Source organism: Rhodococcus sp. DMF-1, from assembly GCF_021441945.1.
Taxonomy (GTDB): Bacteria; Actinomycetota; Actinomycetes; order Mycobacteriales; family Mycobacteriaceae; genus Rhodococcus; species Rhodococcus ruber.
In genome coordinates this window covers 1,108,290-1,124,953 of sequence record NZ_CP090442.1, presented here as the reverse complement: position 1 = coordinate 1,124,953, position 16,664 = coordinate 1,108,290, and the positions used below count along the sequence as shown (strand labels likewise).

The window sequence follows — 16,664 nt, the reverse complement described above, 5'->3', positions numbered from 1 at the left end:
GCGGACACGGTAGTTTCGACCACGCTACCGTTCCCCGACTCCGAGAGATCATGACCGAGCCGACAGTCTCCCCCGACCCCGATCCCGACGGCACGTCCGGCGACGACGAGCACCGCCGCAGCCCTGCCCTCGTCGCCACGGCCGTCGCGCTGCCGGTGGCGTTGCTGATCGGCATCGTGGTGGCGGCGGTGCTGGCGAACCGCACCCCGGAACTGGCGCCCGTGGCGCTGGGACCGGTGGTGGCGCCGCAGGCCGAGTCACCGGAGTGCGCGGCCCTGCTGGGAGCGTTGCCCGAGGAGGTCGGCGACCTGCGCCGCGCGGAGCTGACGGACCCGGCCCCCGCGGGCGCCGCGGCGTGGCAGCCCGTCGAGGGCGAGCCGGTGGTGCTACGGTGCGGACTGGAGCGGCCCGCGGAGTTCGATCGCGCGGCGGCGCTGCAGGTGGTCGACGGCGTCCAGTGGTTCGAGGTGTCCGGCGCCGCGGAGGGCATCGACGCGAGCACGTGGTTCGTCGTGGACCGGCCGGTGTACGTGGCGCTGACGGTGCCGAACGGTTCGGGTCCGACTCCGCTGCAGACGGTGTCGGCGGCGGTCACGCAGTCGCTGCCCCAGCAGCCGATCGATCCCGCGCCGGTCGCCGGCGGCTGACGCCGGTCGGCGACCCGCGGGATTCACTGCGCCAGCATGGATCCCGTCTCCAGGAAACGCTGGTGGAAGGACAGGGCCTCGCCGAGCAGATGCGGGGTGTGTCCCGCATCCGGCACGGCCTCGGCCCGGTCGACGTAGTCGTGCAACATGTCCCGGTAGTCCGGGTGGGCGCAGTTGTCGACGACGACCCGCGCCCGGCGCCGCGGCGACAGCCCGCGCAGGTCCGCAAGTCCCTGTTCGGTGACCAGGACCTGCACGTCGTGTTCGGTGTGGTCGACGTGCGGCACCATCGGCACGATCGACGAGATGCTCCCGCCCTTCGCGGTGGACGGACTCAGGAACATCGACAGGTAGCCGTTGCGCGCGAAGTCGCCGGATCCCCCGATCCCGTTCATGATCTTGGTGCCCATGACGTGGGTGGAGTTGACGTTGCCGTAGATGTCGGCCTCGAGCATGCCGTTCATGGCGATGATGCCGAGGCGGCGCACGATCTCGGGATGGTTGCTGATCTCCTGCGGACGCAGCACGATGTGCTCGCGGTAGAAGTCGATGTTGGACACCAGCTCGTCGATCCCGGCCTCGCTCAACGCCAGCGACGTGGCGGACGCGAAGCGGACGGTGCCGTGCTTGATCAGGTGCAGCATGCCGTCCTGGATGACCTCGGAGTAGCAGGTCAGCCCCTTGTGGGGTCCGGCGTCGAGCCCCTGGAGGACCGCGTTGGCCACGTTGCCGATGCCGGACTGGAGCGGCAGGAGCGCATCCGCGGGCAGCCGTCCGCGGGAGACCTCGTGCTCGAAGAAGTCGAGCACGTGCGCGGCGATCGCCCGGCTCACCGCGTCCGGCGGGGTCAGCGGGCTGGCGCTGTCGCGGGCATGGGTCTCGACGACCGCGACGACCTTGTCGGGGTCGACGCGGAACGTGCTCTGGCCGATGCGGTCCTCGACGTCGGTGAGCATGATCGGCTTGCGGTGCGGCGGCAGCGCGGTGCCGTAGTACACGTCGTGGATGCCCGTCATCGCGGCCGGAACCCACGAGTTGACCTCGAGGATCACCTTCTCGGCGACGTCGAGCCAGGTCTTGTTGTTGCCGATCGACGCGGACGGGATCAGTTCCCCGGTCTCGGTCACGCCGGAGACCTCGACGACCGCGACGTCGACGTGTCCGTAGTAGCCCTCCCAGACCTGCTGGGCGACGTGGGACAGGTGGATGTCGACGTAGTCCATCCGGCCGTTGTTGATGTTGCGGCGGGCGGTGGGTTCGGCCTGGTACGGCATCCGCAGGGAGATGCCGGCCACCTCGGACAGCATCCGCTCGGTCTCGGCGGAGACCGACGCGCCGGTGAGGAGGTTGACCGTGAAGTCGGTGCCGGCCGCGCGGGCCGCCCCGATGCGTTCCGCGAGCGCGGGGGTGATCGCCTTCGGCGTGCCGGCGCTGGCGAAGCCGCTGATGGCGACGGTGTGGCCGGGCTGGATCCAGCGGACGGCTTCCTCCGCGGAGACGACCTTCTGCCGGAACGCCGGGTGGTCGATTCGGCTCGGGGAAGAGTCGGATGCGGGGCGGAGGAACTGCGTCTGCATAGCGAACAGGGTACGAGCATGCCCGGCGGTCGACGAAGTCTCCGTCACAGCGATCGGCCGGTTGGGGCGCGGACCACTCCCCCGCCGCAGGCCGCCCCACCGGATCCACGCGGTCGAACACCGCCCCGCGACGGTGCCCGAAAGTGCCTGTGCGGCAGCCGGTCCTACCATCGCGACTGCACCGCTCCCGGCTCCGGGCGGCTGGGACGCCGACGGTCCCGACGCGAACGGCGTCCCGCGTCCACGCGGGGCCGGGACGCGGCATCCCGACCGGCCCGACGGGTCGTTCGCCGATGGAACGACCCCGTTCGTCGCGGAACCGGGCACGTTCGTCCCCGAAGCGGACACCACCGCCGGCCTCACCGGCGCCACGATGTCGTCACCGTCCGGCACGATGGGTCCCATGAGCACCGCCACCACGGATCTACGCGACGACGCCGAACGCCTGCTGCGCGATCTCGCCGGACCCGGGGCCCGGTTGCGCGAGGACCAGTGGAACGCCATCGAGGCACTGGTGGTGCATCGCCGGCGAGCGCTGGTCGTCCAGCGCACGGGGTGGGGCAAGTCGGCGGTCTACTTCATCTCCGCCAAGTTGCTCCGTGCCCGCGGGCACGGGCCGACCGTGATCGTCTCCCCCCTTTTGGCCCTGATGCGCAACCAGGTGGAGGCGGCGCGGCGCGCGGGTGTCCATGCCGCCACGATCAACTCCGGCAACGTCACCGAGTGGGAAGAGATCCATCGGCAGGTCGCCGACGGCGCGGTGGACGTGCTGCTCGTCAGCCCGGAGCGACTGAACAATCCGGACTTCCGCGACCAGGTGCTGCCGTCGCTCGCCCGCGACGCCGGGCTGGTGGTGGTCGACGAGGCGCACTGCGTCTCGGACTGGGGCCACGACTTCCGCCCGGACTACCGGCGTATCCGCACCCTCGTCGCCGACCTCGGCGAGGGCATCCCGGTGCTCGCGACCACCGCGACCGCGAACGACCGCGTCGTCGCGGACGTGGCGGCACAACTCGGCGTCGGGGAGGGCCGGGGCGAGACCCTCGTACTGCGCGGGGGCCTCGACCGGCCGTCGCTGCACTTGTCGGTCCTGCGGATCGACGAGCCCGCCCGCCGGGCGGCGTGGCTCGCCCAGCACCTCGACGAGCTGCCCGGGTCCGGGATCGTCTACACCCTCACCGTGTCGGCCGCGCACGACCTGGCCGCGCTGCTGTCCGAGCACGGTCACACCGTCGCGGCATACACCGGGCAGTCGGACCCCACCGAGCGGGAACAGCTCGAGGCGGACCTGCTCGGCGACCGGGTCAAGGCGCTGATCGCCACCTCGGCCCTGGGCATGGGCTTCGACAAACCGGATCTCGGGTTCGTCGTGCACCTGGGAGCCCCGTCGTCGCCGATTTCCTACTACCAGCAGGTCGGGCGCGCGGGGCGCGCGACCGAGCGCGCGGAGGTGATTCTGCTTCCGGGTCCCGAGGACCGGCAGATCTGGAGCTGGTTCGCGTCGGTGGCCTTCCCGCGGGAGGAGGTGGTGCGGCGGGTGATCGAGGTGCTCGAGCCGGAGCGGCCGCAGTCCACGCAGGCCCTCGAGCCGCTGGTCGACCTCACCCGGTCCCGGCTGGAGATGGTGCTCAAGGTGCTCGACGTGGACGGTGCGGTGCGCCGGGTCAAGGGCGGCTGGATCGCCACCGGTGCGCCGTGGGAGTACGACGCCGACCGGTACGCCAAGCTCGAGCAGGCGCGTGCGGCCGAGCAGGAGGCGATGCTCGAGTACGAGCGGACCACCGGGTGCCGGATGGTGTTCCTGCGCACCCAGCTCGACGATCCCGGCCTGACATCCGAGACCGCGGGCTGCGGTCGGTGCGACAACTGCTGCGGGGCCCGGTGGTCGGCGGACGTCGACGACACCGAACTGGGCCGGGTGCGGGCCCGGTTGGATCGGCCGGGGGTGGACCTACCGCCGCGGCGGCAGTGGCCGACCGGAATGGCCAAGCTCGGCGTGGCGCTGTCCGGAAAGATCACCGACGGACCCGAGCCGGGGCGGGTCCTCGGCCGGCTGTCGGACCTGGGATGGGGGCCGCGGCTGCGGGCGCTGCTGGACGGCCCGGACGCGCCGGTGCCCGATGCGGTCGTGCAGGCCGCCGTGGACGTGCTCCGAGCATGGGACTGGGCGCAGCGGCCGACCGCGGTGATGGCCCTGGAGTCGGCGACCCGGCCCCTGCTGGTCGGTTCCCTCGCGACGCGCCTGGCGCAGCTGGGCCGGCTCGAGGATCTCGGCGTGCTGCGTGCCCGGCCCGGCCGGCCCGCGGTGACGGCAGCGAACTCGGCGTACCGGATCGCCGGCCTCGTGGACGCGTGGGAGAGCCCCGACCTCCACGGAAACTCTGGGCCGATCCTGCTCGTCGACGCGGTCACCGACACCGGCTGGACGCTGACGATGGCGGCCCGGACCCTGCTCCGCGCGGGTGCGTCCGCGGTGCTCCCGCTGGCTCTCGCGAGCCCGAAATAATCGCCGCGACCGGTCCGGGCGCTACATCGAGTGATCCTTCTCACACCCGCGTCTCACCTGCACGGAGGCGGGGTATCCGGTGACGGATTCCGACAAGGCGGGTGAATCCCGCCCGCGAAGTTGTTAGGTTCGAGACCGCTTATGACGCCTGTGACACCGAGAAGTACCCCGCCCACCGCGCCTGCCGAAACGGTGAACGCACCTGCCGAGCCGAATTTCCGCGCACCGCGCATTTCCGACGGAATTCGCATGTGGCAGATCGCGCGCGATTCGAAAGTGCTCGACGTCAATTCCAGTTACGCGTACGTGCTGTGGTGCCGCGACTTCGCGGCGACCTCGGTGGTCGCCACCGCTGGTGACGACGAGGCGGTCGGTTTCGTCAGCGGCTACCGCCGTCCGGAGGCACCGGACACGCTGTTCGTCTGGCAGGTGGCCGTGGACCAGGACCAACGGGGCCGCGGCGTCGCGGGCCGGATGCTCGACAGCCTGTGGGACCGACTCACCGACGCCGGTGTGACCCGGCTCGAGACGACGGTCAGCCCGGACAACGAGGCATCGATCGCGATGTTCACCGCGCTCGCCCGGCGACGCGGACTGCGCATCACCCGGAGCGAATTGTTCACCCCTTCGGATTTTCCCGATTCACACATGGCCGAGGATCTCTACACGATCGGCGAATGAATACACGACCGGCGAAAACGAATTCGCCGCAGGAGGACGAGGAATGACCATCCTGGAGCACCCCGAAACCCCCGCCAAGCACAGCATTTTCGATCACCTCGAATCCGAGGTGCGCAGCTACAGCCGTGGCTGGCCGGCCGTGTTCGAAACGGCATCCGGATCGTGGATCCGCGACGAGAACGGCAAGGACTACCTCGACTTCTTCGCCGGTGCGGGAGCCCTCAACTACGGGCACAACAACCCGATTCTGAAGACCGCGCTCGTGGACTACATCATGGGCGACGGCATCACCCACGGCCTGGACATGGCCACCCCCGCCAAGCGGGAACTGCTGGAGTCGATCGAGAGCCACATCCTGGCTCCGCGCGGCCTCGACTACAAGGTCCAGTTCCCCGGCCCCACGGGCACCAACTCGGTCGAGGCGGCCCTCAAGCTCGCCCGCAAGGTCACCGGTCGCGAGTCGATCATCAACTTCACCAACGCGTTCCACGGGATGACGCTGGGTGCGCTGTCGGTGACGGGCAACTCGATGAAGCGGGCCGGGGCCGGCGTGCCGCTGGTGCATGCCACCCCCATGCCGTTCGACAACTACTTCGACGGCGTCACCGAGGACTTCCACTGGTTCTCCCGCGTGCTCGACGACTCCGGCAGCGGCCTGAACCGCCCGGCGGCGGTCATCGTCGAGACCGTGCAGGGCGAGGGTGGCGTGAACGTCGCCCGTCCCGAGTGGCTGCGAGCCCTCGCGGACCTGTGCGCCGAGCGCGACATCCTGCTCATCGTCGACGACGTGCAGATGGGCTGCGGCCGCACCGGCCCGTTCTTCTCGTTCGAGGTCGCCGGGATCACCCCGGACATCGTGACCCTGTCGAAGTCGATCGGCGGGTACGGCCTGCCGCTCGCGCTGACGCTGTTCAAGCGTGAACTCGACGTGTGGGGCCCGGGCGAGCACAACGGCACGTTCCGCGGCAACAACCCGGCGTTCGTCACCGCGGCGAAGGCGCTGCAGCACTACTGGGCCGACGACCGTCTCGAGCACGACACGCTGCGCAAGGGCGAGCGGATCCGGCAGACCTTCATGAACCTGTCCGACATGTTCGACGGCGTCTCCACCCGCGGCCGCGGCATGGTTCAGGGCCTGGTGTTCGACGAGCCGAGCGACGCGCAGAAGGTGTGTGCCCTGGCGTTCGAGCAGGGCCTGCTCGCGGAGACCTCCGGCCCCTCCGACGAAGTCGTCAAGCTGCTCCCGCCGCTGACGATCAGCGACGACGAGCTCGAGCACGGCCTGAACATCCTGTGCGAGGCCACCTCGGTGGTCCGGGCCTGAGCCCCGGCCACCGTCGAACCCCGCACGCGAAGACGAGCACCGGAAGGACCTGCCCATGATCGTCCGTACCACCGAAGAAATCACCGGCACCGACCGCGACATCACGTCGGACAACGGCAACTGGCGCAGCAAGCGCATCGTGCTCGGCGGCGACAAGGTCGGTTTCTCGTTCCACGAGACCACGATCGAGGCCGGCACCGTCAACGAGTTCCACTACGCCAACCACGTCGAGGCCGTGTGGCTCATCGAGGGCACCGGCACGCTCACCGACCTCGAGACCGGCACCGTGTACCCGCTCGCGCCCGGCACGATGTACCTGCTCGACGGCCACGAGCGGCACCGGGTCGAGCCCGACACCCGGATGCGCATGTTCTGCGTGTTCAACCCGCCGGTCACCGGCCGGGAGGTCCACGACGAGAACGGCGTGTACCCCCTCGTCGAGGTCGTCTGAGCGCCCGCAGCGTGTGACCGGCCGGCCCTTCGCGCCTAGAGTCGGATCCATGACCTACGAGCGACAGCCGCGGATCGCCGTCGGCCCCGCCCCGGACATCGTGTTCGACCGGGCGATCGGGGCCGGCGGCGGTCGCGTATGCGGGTTCGACGACCACCCGGACGCGGTGGTCTGGACCGGCGGATCGGACGAATTCCCCGCGGCGTTGCCGACGTCGGTGCGATGGGTCCAGCTACCCGCCGCCGGCGTGGAGGACTGGCTCGACGCCGGCATCATCCGCGCTCACCCCCAGGTGACGTGGACGTCGGCTGCCGGGGCGTTCGCCGCGACGGTCGCCGAGCATGCGCTCATGCTGCTGCTCGCCGGGGTGCGGGCGCTGCCCGACCATCTGGCCGCGACGTCGTGGACGCCGGGCGTGTTCTACCCCCAGCTGGGAACCCTGCGCGGCGCCACCGTCGGCATCATCGGCGCCGGGGGCATCGGCCGGGCCCTGATCCCCATGCTCGGCGCGCTGGGCGCGCAGGCGCTCGCGGTCACCCGCAGCGGCCGTCCGGTCCCGGGCGCCGTGGAGACCGTCCCCGTCGCACGGATCGACGAAGTATGGTCCCGCGCAGATCATTTCGTGATCGCCGCCCCGGCCACGGCTGAGACCGAGCAGCTGGTGGGGGCCGACGAACTCGCCGCGATGAAGCCCACCGCGTGGGTGATCAACGTTGCCCGCGGCAGCCTCGTCGACACCGACGCGCTGGTGGATGCTCTCAGCCGCCGTGTCATCGCGGGCGCCGGTCTGGACGTCACGGATCCCGAACCGCTGCCGGACGGGCACCCCCTGTGGTCCCTGCGCAATGCCATGATCACGCCACACGATTCCAATCCCCCGGCGCTGCGCATCCCCGCGTTCGCCGAGCACGTCACCGAGAACGTCACGCGCTTCGCGGCCGGCCTCGACCTCGCCGCGGTCGTCGACCCGAGCGCCGGGTACTGACGCACCGCTATCCTGGGCGGGGTGATCGAACCGCTGCACCACCTGCTCGACGGCCGGCGGTTGTGCGTGCTCACCGGCGCCGGGATCTCCACCGATTCCGGCATCCCGGACTACCGCAGTCCCGGCGCGCCACCCCGCAACCCGATGACCTACCAGCAGTTCGTGGGCGATCCCGAGTTCCGGCGCCGCTACTGGGCGCGCAACCACGTCGGGTGGCGGCACATGGACTCCGCGCGGCCCAACGCCGGGCACCGTGCCCTCGCCGCGCTCGAACGGCGCGGCGTCGTCCTCGGTGTCCTCACCCAGAACGTGGACCTGCTGCACACCAAGGCCGGCAGCCGGCGGGTGATCGACCTGCACGGCTGCTACGCGCAGGTGCGCTGTCTGGCGTGCAACCACCAGCTCTCGCGGTTCACCCTCGCCGAGCAACTCGCCGCCGCGAATCCGGGCTTCCTCGACCGGGTCCGGGGGACGACGGGCCTCGAGGTGGCCCCGGACGCCGATGCGGTCGTCGACGACACCGACAGCTTCCGCCCGGTGGACTGCGAGCGGTGCGGGGGAATACTCAAACCGGACATCGTGTACTTCGGTGAATCGGTGCCTCGCGAACGTGTCGAGCGCGCGTTCGCGCTCGTCGACGAGGCGGATGCGCTGCTCGTGGTCGGCAGCTCGCTCACCGTGATGTCCGGACTGCGCTTCGTGCGGCACGCCGCGAAACTCGGCAAGCCCGTGGGCATCGTCAACCGGGGCACCACCCGGGGCGATGCGCTGGCCACGGTGAAGGTCGACGCCGGGTGCTCGGAGGTGCTCACGGCCCTCGCTGCCGGATCGCCGGCTGCCGCACCGGTCCGGTGAGCGCCCGCCTCTACAGCGTCACGAGGTCGTCGGCGTGCACCACCGGCCGCTGCAGGTCCGCCGGCAGCTGCCGGGTGGAGAACCCGATCATCCAGTCCAGTTCGGCCGCGTCGTAGGCCACTACTCCGCGCCCCACCGTCCGACCGTCGGGACCGACCAGCGCCACCACGTCCCCGCCGTGGAAGCGACCGCTCATGCCGGTGATGCCCGCCGCGAGCAGCGAACGGCGCCGTTCGACCACTGCCCGCACCGCGCCCGCGTCCAGGTGCAGGGTGCCGTGGGTGTCGGCAGCGTGCCGCACCCAGAATCGCCGCGCGGACATCCGGTCGGGCCGAGGGGCGAACGCGGTCCCCACATCCGCGGCACCGAGGGCGCGGTCGGCCTGGGACGCGGCGGTGAGCAGCACCGGCACCCCCGAGTCGGCGGCCAGTCGCGCCGCGGACAGCTTCGAGGCCATCCCGCCCGTGCCGAGGGCGCCCCCGGACCCCGCGACGACGCCGTCGAGGTCCTCCGGGCTCGTCACCTCCGCGATGAGGTGCGCATCGCCCTTGCGGGGATCGCCGTCGTAGAGGCCGTCGACATCGGAGAGCAGGATCAGCGCGTCCGCCCCGACGAGGTGCGCGACGAGCGCGGCGAGACGGTCGTTGTCACCGAAGCGCAGTTCGGCGGTCGCGACGGTGTCGTTCTCGTTGACCACCGGCACGGCGTGCAGCGCGCGCAGCCGGTCGAGGGTGCGCTGGGCGTTGCGATGCTGGGTGCGTCGCGCGATGTCGTCGGCAGTGAGCAGCACCTGCCCGACGGTGCGGCCGTACCGCGCGAAGGAGGTACCCCACGCGTGGGCGAGGGCGAGCTGCCCGACGCTGGCCGCGGCCTGCTTGGTGGCCAGGTCACGGGGCCGGACGGTCAGGCCGAGCGGGGCGAGTCCGGCACCGACCGCACCGGAGGACACCACCACGACGTCCGAGCCGCCGCGCATGCGCCCCTCGAGCGCGTCGACGAGACGGTCGAGTCGGTCCCGGTCCAGTCCGCCGACCAGGCTGGTGATGGCGGACGAGCCGATCTTCACCACGACGCGGCGTGCGCCGGCGACGGCCTCCCGGGTATCGCTCACGATCTCCTGCTTCTGGTTCGAGGTGGTCAGAACTCGTCGTCGGTCGCGAGACCGCGTCGCACCTTCTTGGCGTGGCGACGTTCGGCCGCCCCGACGCGATCGACCTGGTCGAGGCGGGCGTCGGTGCCGCGTCCGGTGGGCACGACGTCCACGCCGGCCTGCGTCTGCGGCTCCCACTCGAAGGAGACGTCGCCGATCGTGACGGACGCGCCCGGTTCGGCGCCCTGCTTGACGAGTTCGTCCTCGACACCGAGGCGGGCCAGCCGGTCCGCGAGGTAGCCGACGGCCTCGTCGTTGTCGAATGCGGTCTGCCGCACCCAGCGTTCGGGCCGGGTGCCGCGCACGATGAAGCCGCCCGGCGTCTCGGGATCGGCAACGACGCTGAACCCGGTCTCGTCGACGGCGACGGGCCGGATGACGGGCCGTCGCGGCGCCGCCGGCGGATGCGCCTTCCGGTACTCCTCCACCATTCGCGCCAGCGCGAACGTCAGTGGCCGCAACCCCTCCCGGCTGACGGCGGAGATCCTGAACACCGGCCAGCCCCGCTCCTCGAGATCCGGGGTGACGAAGTCCGCGAGTTCGGCGGCGTCGGGCACGTCGACCTTGTTCAGGATGACGATGCGGGGACGGTCGGCGAGATCACCCAGGCTGCTGTCGCCGGACAGCGCCGGCCGGTAGGCGGCCAGCTCGGCCTCGAGCGCATCGATGTCGGAGATCGGGTCGCGGCCCGGCTCGAGCGTGGCGCAGTCGACGACGTGGGCCAGCACAGCGCACCGCTCGAGGTGGCGCAGGAAGTCCAGGCCGAGCCCGCGGCCCTCGCTGGCACCGGGAATCAGGCCCGGCACGTCGGCGACGGTGAACGTGGTGTCGCCCGACTGCACGACCCCGAGGTTGGGGACGAGGGTGGTGAACGGGTAGTCGGCGATCTTCGGCTTGGCCGCGGACAGCACCGACACCAGGGACGATTTGCCCGCCGACGGGAAACCGACCAGCCCGACGTCCGCGACGGACTTGAGTTCGAGGACGAGGTCGCGCTCCTCCCCCTCCTCGCCGAGCAGGGCGAAGCCGGGGGCCTTGCGGGCCTTCGACGCCAGGGCCGCGTTGCCGAGACCTCCGCGGCCGCCGTGCGCGGCGACGAAGCGGGTGCCGGAGCCGACCAGGTCGGCCAGGATCCGGCCGTCCTTGTCGAGCACGACGGTACCGTCGGGCACCTTCAGCACGAGGTCGCCGCCGTTGGCGCCGTCGCGGTTGCTGCCCGCGCCCTGGGTGCCGTTCGTGGCCTTCGCGTGCTGGTGGAAGTGGAAGTCGAGGAGGGTGTGGACACCCTCGTCCACCTCGAGCACGACGTTGCCGCCGTTTCCGCCGTTACCCCCGTCGGGGCCGCCGAGCGGCTTGAACTTCTCCCGGTGGACGGAGGCGCAGCCGTTACCACCCTTGCCGGCGGTGACGTGCAGCACCACCCGGTCGATGAAGCGGGACATGGGTGGACCTCCGTCGAATGGTGGAACTGTTGTGTCGGCCGGTGCTCCCGCTGTGCCGGGATCACCGGAGTCGTGCCGGGACCACCGCGCTGCCGATGGTCCGAAAACAGTAGGGGCGGACCCGGGTGTGCGACCCTGGTCCGCCCCTACTGGGAGTATGTGCGAAGGAGACCTTCGCGGTGTCCGATTCGGACGGCAGATCAGGCGTCTGCCGCGACCGGAACGATGTTGACCGTCTTGCGACCACGCTTGGTGCCGAACTCGACGGCACCGGCAGCAAGCGCGAAGAGCGTGTCGTCGCCGCCACGACCGACGTTCACGCCGGGGTGGAAGTGGGTGCCACGCTGGCGCACCAGGATCTCACCGGCGCTGACGGCCTGGCCGCCGAAGCGCTTGACGCCGAGACGCTTGGCGTTCGAATCGCGACCGTTGCGGGAGCTGGATGCACCCTTCTTGTGTGCCATGACGAACCCTCCTGGGGTTTGAAGCGGAAGCCCGAATTACTTGATGCCGGTGACCTTCAGGACCGTCAGCTTCTGACGGTGACCCTGGCGCTTGTGGTAGCCGGTCTTGTTCTTGAACTTGTGGATGCGGATCTTCGGGCCCTTGGTGTGCTCGACGATCTCGCCGGTGACCGTGACCTGCGCCAGCTTGTCGGCGTCGGTGGTCAGCTCGGCTCCGTCGACGACGAGGACCGGAGCAAGCGAGACAGCAGTGCCGGGCTCACCCTCGATCTTCTCGACCTTGACGAGATCGCCCTCAGCGACCTTGTACTGCTTACCGCCGGTCTTGACGATCGCGTACGTTGCCATCGGACGGCTACCCCTTGCTAGTTCGAACGTGCTCGCGCCACGGTGTGCAACGCGACTGGTCTGGTGGTTGCTGACTCGGGGCCGCCACAATCCCGCATCGGGCGCAGCAGGGCCGTATCGCCGAGTAGCGACTGACCAAGATTACGGGAAGGTGACTGCCAGGGTCAAACCGGGCCCGGCCGCGGTCGGGCCCGGTTCGACCTCATGCCTGCGCTTCGACCGGCGGGCCGGCAGGCCGGCCGGCGGCCCGGCGACGACGTGGCCGTCGAACGGTCACCGGTTCGGCGCTGTCACCGTCCGAAACCGCCGCGGTGGTCACCGGCTCCGGGGCCGGAGCGGTGGCCACGGGCTCCGGGGTCGGAGCGGTGGCCACGGGCTCCGGGGCCGGAGCCGGCACCACGAAGACGGTGCCGGTGCCGTCGCCCGTCGGAGCCGAAGGAGCCCGCGAGACCCGGCGACGGCGACGGGCCGCCGGCTCGGCGGCCTGCTTACCGGCCTCCGGTGCTTCTGCCGGTTGCGCCTCGCCCGATTCGGCCGGCGCCTCGCGCGATTCGACCGGGCGCGCCTCGCGGGGTTCTGTCACCGGTGCCGACGCGGCTTCGGTGGGCGTCTGCGCGGGCGCTGCCTCCGCCGGCTCGGCACCGGACTCGGTCGGGTGCTCGTCGTGGTTGTCGTGGTGCGCGGCCATCGCCAGAGCGACCGGGTGGGCGCGCTTGACCGTCGCGTCCACCACCGGCGCCTCGGGGGCCGGCTGGGGTGCGGCCGTCTCGGTCGTCGCCGGTTCCGGCTGGGTGCCCCGATCACGGCCGCGGCGGCGACGGGAGCCGCTCTCGCTGCGCGCGGGCCGGCCACCGTCCTCGGCGGCGGCGACCTCGACGGGTTCGCTGTGCACGAGGATGCCGCGGCCGTGGCAGTGCTCGCAGGTGGTGGAGAACGCCTCCACGAGCCCCGTCCCGAGCCGCTTGCGCGTCATCTGCACGAGTCCCAGCGAGGTCACCTCGGAGACCTGGTGACGGGTGCGATCCCGGCCGAGCGCCTCGGTCAGGCGTCGCAGCACGAGGTCCCGGTTCGACTCGAGCACCATGTCGATGAAGTCGACGACGATCATGCCGCCGATGTCGCGCAGCCGCATCTGCCGCACGATCTCCTCGGCTGCCTCGAGGTTGTTGCGCGTGACGGTCTCTTCGAGGTTGCCTCCGGCGCCGGTGAACTTGCCGGTGTTGACGTCGACGACCGTCATCGCCTCGGTGCGATCGATGACGAGAGTGCCACCGGACGGCAGCCACACCTTGCGGTCGAGCGCCTTGGCGAGTTGCTCGTCGATGCGGTGTACGGCGAACACGTCACGCGCGCCCGACTCGGAATCGTGCCGCTCCACGCGGGGCAGCATGTCCGGGGCGACGGTCCGGATGTAGTTCTCGACAGTGTTCCAGGCGTTCTCACCCTCGATGACGAGCTTGGAGAAGTCCTCGTTGAACAGGTCGCGAATCACCTTGACCAGCAGGTCGGGCTCTTCGTAGAGGGTCTTCGGCTGTCCCGAACCGTCGGCCTCGAGCTTGGCGGCCTGCTCCTCGATCGAGGCCCACTGCGTCTGCAGGCGCTGTACGTCGCGGGCGAGTTCGTCCTCGCTCACGCCCTCCGCCGCAGTACGGATGATCACACCGGCCTCGGCCGGGACGACCTCACGCAGGATCTCCTTGAGCCGCTTGCGCTCGGTGTCGGGCAGCTTGCGGCTGATGCCGGTGGACGAGCCGCCCGGCACGTACACCAGGAATCGGCCGGCGAGACTGATCTGCGTGGTGAGCCGGGCGCCCTTGTGCCCCACCGGGTCCTTGCTGACCTGCACGAGCACCCGGTCGCCCGGCTTGAGGGCCTGCTCGATCTTGCGCGAGTTGCCACCGAGCCCGGCGGCGTCCCAGTTGACCTCGCCGGCGTAGAGGACGCCGTTGCGACCCCTGCCGATGTCGATGAACGCCGCCTCCATCGAGGGAAGCACGTTCTGGACGCGGCCGAGGAAGATGTTGCCGACCATCGAACCGGAGCCGGCGCTGGTCACGAAATGCTCGACGAGGACGCCGTCCTCGAGGACCGCGACCTGGGTGATGTTCCCGGGGTTCGCGGTGTCACCGGTCTTCTCCCGCACCACCATGACGCGGTCGACGGACTCGCGGCGGGCGAGGAACTCCGACTCCGTGAGGATCGGGGGCCGACGGCGGCCTGCGTCCCGGCCGTCGCGGCGGCGCTGGCGCTTGGCTTCGAGCCGGGTGGAACCGGTGATGCCCTGAACCTCGTCCTTGGGGGCGCGCGTCTTGGATCGCGGCTCACGTTCGTGGACGACAGTGGGGACCGAGTCGTCCTCGACGGCGGTGTCGGCTCCGTCCGCACTGCCCTTGCGACGACGACGACGACGGCGACGACGGGAAGACCCTTCCCCGGACTCGTCCTCGCCCGGCCCGGACTCCTTCTGCTCGGGCTCCGTCTGTCCGGACTCCTTCTGCCCGGACTCCTTCTGCTCGCCTTCGGCCTGGTCCGCGCTCGGCTCGTCGGTCGCGACCTCTTCCGTCGCCGGCTCCTCGGGCTTTGCTTCCGGGCCCTCGCCCTTCTCCGGCGCAGCGCCCTTCTCCGGAGCGGCGCCCTCCTCGGCAGCAGTCTCCGTGGGGGACGTCTCCTCGGCGGTGGTCTCCTCCGACGTCTCGGATTGCTCGCCACGTCCACGGCCCCGGCCGCGTCGACCACGACGGCGACGGCGCGGCTCCTCCTCGGCGGACTCCTCACCCGGCTCCGCCGCAGCGGTCTCCTCGGTGACCTCCTCGGCGACTTCCTCGACGACGGTGGGCTCGGGCGCCTCGGCCGCCCGGCGGGAACGGCGGCGGCGCGGTGCCGCCTCGGCGGGGGCGGTGACTTCCGGCTGCAGGAACAGTGGCGCGCTGACGACGGGTTCGACGGCGCCCGGTTCCGGCGCGGTGAACGCCGGGGTCTCCTGTTCCATGCCGGTGAACAGGGTCGGAGCCGCAGGTGCCGCGGCGGGTTCCTGAGCGGTGGTGTCCTCGACCGCGGTCTCCGGCTCGGCGGCCGGTTCCCCGGCGGGCCCCTCGGCGCCGGCCGGTTCTCCGAGGGGAGCCTCGGCGGTCTCGGCGGCGGGCACCTCGGGTACCTCACCCACCGGTTCCGGTGCGGCTTCCGTCCCGGTCTCGGCGGGCGCACCGAGAGCGGCGCGGATCTGTTCGGCGAGGTCGCGCTGCAGGCTCGAGTGGGCACTGCGCAATTCGGTGCCGAGGTCGGCGGCTTTGGCCATGACCTGCTTGCTCGTGAGACCGAGCAGTTTGGCGAGTGCGTGCACGCGCATCTTCGGCGGCAGCACCACGGTGCCCTCATCGATGGAAGTGTCGTTCGGCGGCGCTTGTTCGGCCACGTAGGTCTCCTCGGGCCCCCGGGCGCGTCCATCCTCGATCTCGAGCGATGTGACGCGGCCACGCGGGGGCGCTGTCTGTGTGGGCTCGCACCGGGAGGCGCGAGATGTGCGGTCTCGCATCGCACGGTCGTCCGGTGCCCGTTTTCACTGCACGGCCGAGCGGTGCCTGGCTGGATCGCGGATCGAGCGCCGGTGCATCCAGCGTGCCACCGGGCGAGGTGTCTCCTGCGTCCCCGGTCACAGCGATGTCGGGCATCGATCCGTGATGTCGTTCGGTCGTTCCGCAACACTCCGAAGCGGGGCGACCTACCTCAGTATCCCACACAGAGGTCCGTGAATACGCCAACGGCGCCCCGAAGGGCGCCGTGGCACGTAGGTCGACGGACGGATCAGGACCCGGCGAGGGCCGGGAACCACAGAGCGATTTCACGCTCGGCCGACTCCACCGAGTCGGAACCGTGCACCAGGTTCTCGCCGGCGTCGAGCCCGAGATCACCGCGAATCGAGCCGGGTACGGCCTTCTCGACGGGGTCGGTGCCGCCCGCGAGCTGGCGGAATGCGGCGATGGCGCGGGGCCCTTCGAGGACCGCCGCGACCAGCGGCCGCGAGGTGATGAACTCGATCAGGCCGGGATAGAAGGGTTTGCCCTCGTGCTCGGCATAGTGGGCGGCGGCCACCTCCTCGGTGGCGGTGCGCAGCTCGAGTGCCACGATGTCGAGTCCCTTGCGCTCGATGCGCGAGAGGATCTCGCCGACATGACGACGGGCCACGCCGTCGGGCTTGATCAGTACCAGGGTCCGCTCAGTCACGCGCACAGCGTAG

General features: G+C 70.9%; 14 protein-coding genes. 7 read left to right on the top strand and 7 right to left on the bottom strand.

Going from position 1 to position 16,664, the window contains the following annotated elements:
• Nucleotides 1–50 precede the first annotated feature (50 nt).
• Nucleotides 51–647 carry a DUF3515 domain-containing protein gene (locus LZP97_RS05220; RefSeq protein ID WP_010592799.1) on the top strand — a complete coding sequence of 199 codons (597 nt, stop codon included), beginning with the start codon at nucleotides 51–53 and terminating at the stop codon, nucleotides 645–647.
• Between the two features lie 23 nt (nucleotides 648–670).
• Here LZP97_RS05220 and LZP97_RS05215 read toward each other — a convergent pair whose 3' ends face one another.
• Nucleotides 671–2,224, bottom strand: a complete 1,554-nt coding sequence (locus tag LZP97_RS05215) for an acetyl-CoA hydrolase/transferase family protein (protein ID WP_010592800.1) — start codon at nucleotides 2,222–2,224, stop codon at nucleotides 671–673.
• 403 nt (nucleotides 2,225–2,627) lie between these two features.
• On the opposite strand from LZP97_RS05215, the gene LZP97_RS05210 reads away from it, so the two are divergent.
• The 6 genes from LZP97_RS05210 to LZP97_RS05185 all read left to right on the top strand — a co-directional run bounded on the left by LZP97_RS05210 (nucleotide 2,628) and on the right by LZP97_RS05185 (nucleotide 9,026).
• Nucleotides 2,628–4,730 (top strand): RecQ family ATP-dependent DNA helicase, encoded by a 2,103-nt coding sequence (locus tag LZP97_RS05210; RefSeq protein WP_026137702.1) that lies wholly within the window; start codon nucleotides 2,628–2,630, stop codon nucleotides 4,728–4,730.
• A 141-nt stretch (nucleotides 4,731–4,871) separates the two neighbouring features.
• Nucleotides 4,872–5,411 (top strand): diaminobutyrate acetyltransferase, encoded by a 540-nt coding sequence (gene ectA, locus LZP97_RS05205; RefSeq protein WP_026137701.1) that lies wholly within the window; start codon nucleotides 4,872–4,874, stop codon nucleotides 5,409–5,411.
• A gap of 43 nt (nucleotides 5,412–5,454) precedes the next feature.
• Nucleotides 5,455–6,735 (top strand): diaminobutyrate--2-oxoglutarate transaminase, encoded by a 1,281-nt coding sequence (gene ectB / locus LZP97_RS05200; RefSeq protein ID WP_040271725.1) that lies wholly within the window; start codon nucleotides 5,455–5,457, stop codon nucleotides 6,733–6,735.
• A 55-nt stretch (nucleotides 6,736–6,790) separates the two neighbouring features.
• Entirely contained in the window at nucleotides 6,791–7,186 is a 396-nt protein-coding gene (locus tag LZP97_RS05195) for an ectoine synthase (RefSeq protein ID WP_010592804.1), read from the top strand.
• A gap of 49 nt (nucleotides 7,187–7,235) precedes the next feature.
• Nucleotides 7,236–8,171 carry a D-isomer specific 2-hydroxyacid dehydrogenase family protein gene (locus LZP97_RS05190; RefSeq protein ID WP_017680520.1) on the top strand — a complete coding sequence of 312 codons (936 nt, stop codon included), beginning with the start codon at nucleotides 7,236–7,238 and terminating at the stop codon, nucleotides 8,169–8,171.
• Between the two features lie 21 nt (nucleotides 8,172–8,192).
• Nucleotides 8,193–9,026, top strand: coding sequence for an NAD-dependent protein deacetylase (locus LZP97_RS05185; RefSeq protein ID WP_040271723.1), 834 nt, complete (start codon nucleotides 8,193–8,195; stop codon nucleotides 9,024–9,026).
• A 10-nt stretch (nucleotides 9,027–9,036) separates the two neighbouring features.
• Here the strand turns inward: LZP97_RS05185 and proB are convergent, their stop codons facing one another.
• From proB to ndk, 6 genes are all read right to left on the bottom strand, one after another.
• Complete coding sequence (gene proB, locus LZP97_RS05180; RefSeq protein WP_010592807.1) at nucleotides 9,037–10,137, bottom strand: glutamate 5-kinase; 1,101 nt, start codon at nucleotides 10,135–10,137, stop codon at nucleotides 9,037–9,039.
• Nucleotides 10,138–10,163: 26 nt separating this feature from the next.
• Entirely contained in the window at nucleotides 10,164–11,618 is a 1,455-nt protein-coding gene (obgE, locus tag LZP97_RS05175) for a GTPase ObgE (protein WP_010592808.1), read from the bottom strand.
• 200 nt (nucleotides 11,619–11,818) lie between these two features.
• Nucleotides 11,819–12,082 (bottom strand): 50S ribosomal protein L27, encoded by a 264-nt coding sequence (gene rpmA / locus LZP97_RS05170; protein ID WP_003939075.1) that lies wholly within the window; start codon nucleotides 12,080–12,082, stop codon nucleotides 11,819–11,821.
• A gap of 36 nt (nucleotides 12,083–12,118) precedes the next feature.
• Entirely contained in the window at nucleotides 12,119–12,430 is a 312-nt protein-coding gene (rplU, locus tag LZP97_RS05165) for a 50S ribosomal protein L21 (protein WP_003939076.1), read from the bottom strand.
• A 202-nt stretch (nucleotides 12,431–12,632) separates the two neighbouring features.
• Entirely contained in the window at nucleotides 12,633–15,842 is a 3,210-nt protein-coding gene (locus LZP97_RS05160) for a translation initiation factor IF-2 N-terminal domain-containing protein (protein WP_040271720.1), read from the bottom strand.
• Between the two features lie 389 nt (nucleotides 15,843–16,231).
• The gene (gene ndk / locus LZP97_RS05155; RefSeq protein ID WP_006937234.1) at nucleotides 16,232–16,651 is read right to left on the bottom strand and encodes a nucleoside-diphosphate kinase; all 420 of its coding nucleotides are present in this window, start codon (nucleotides 16,649–16,651) and stop codon (nucleotides 16,232–16,234) included.
• Between the last annotated feature and the right edge of the window lie 13 nt (nucleotides 16,652–16,664).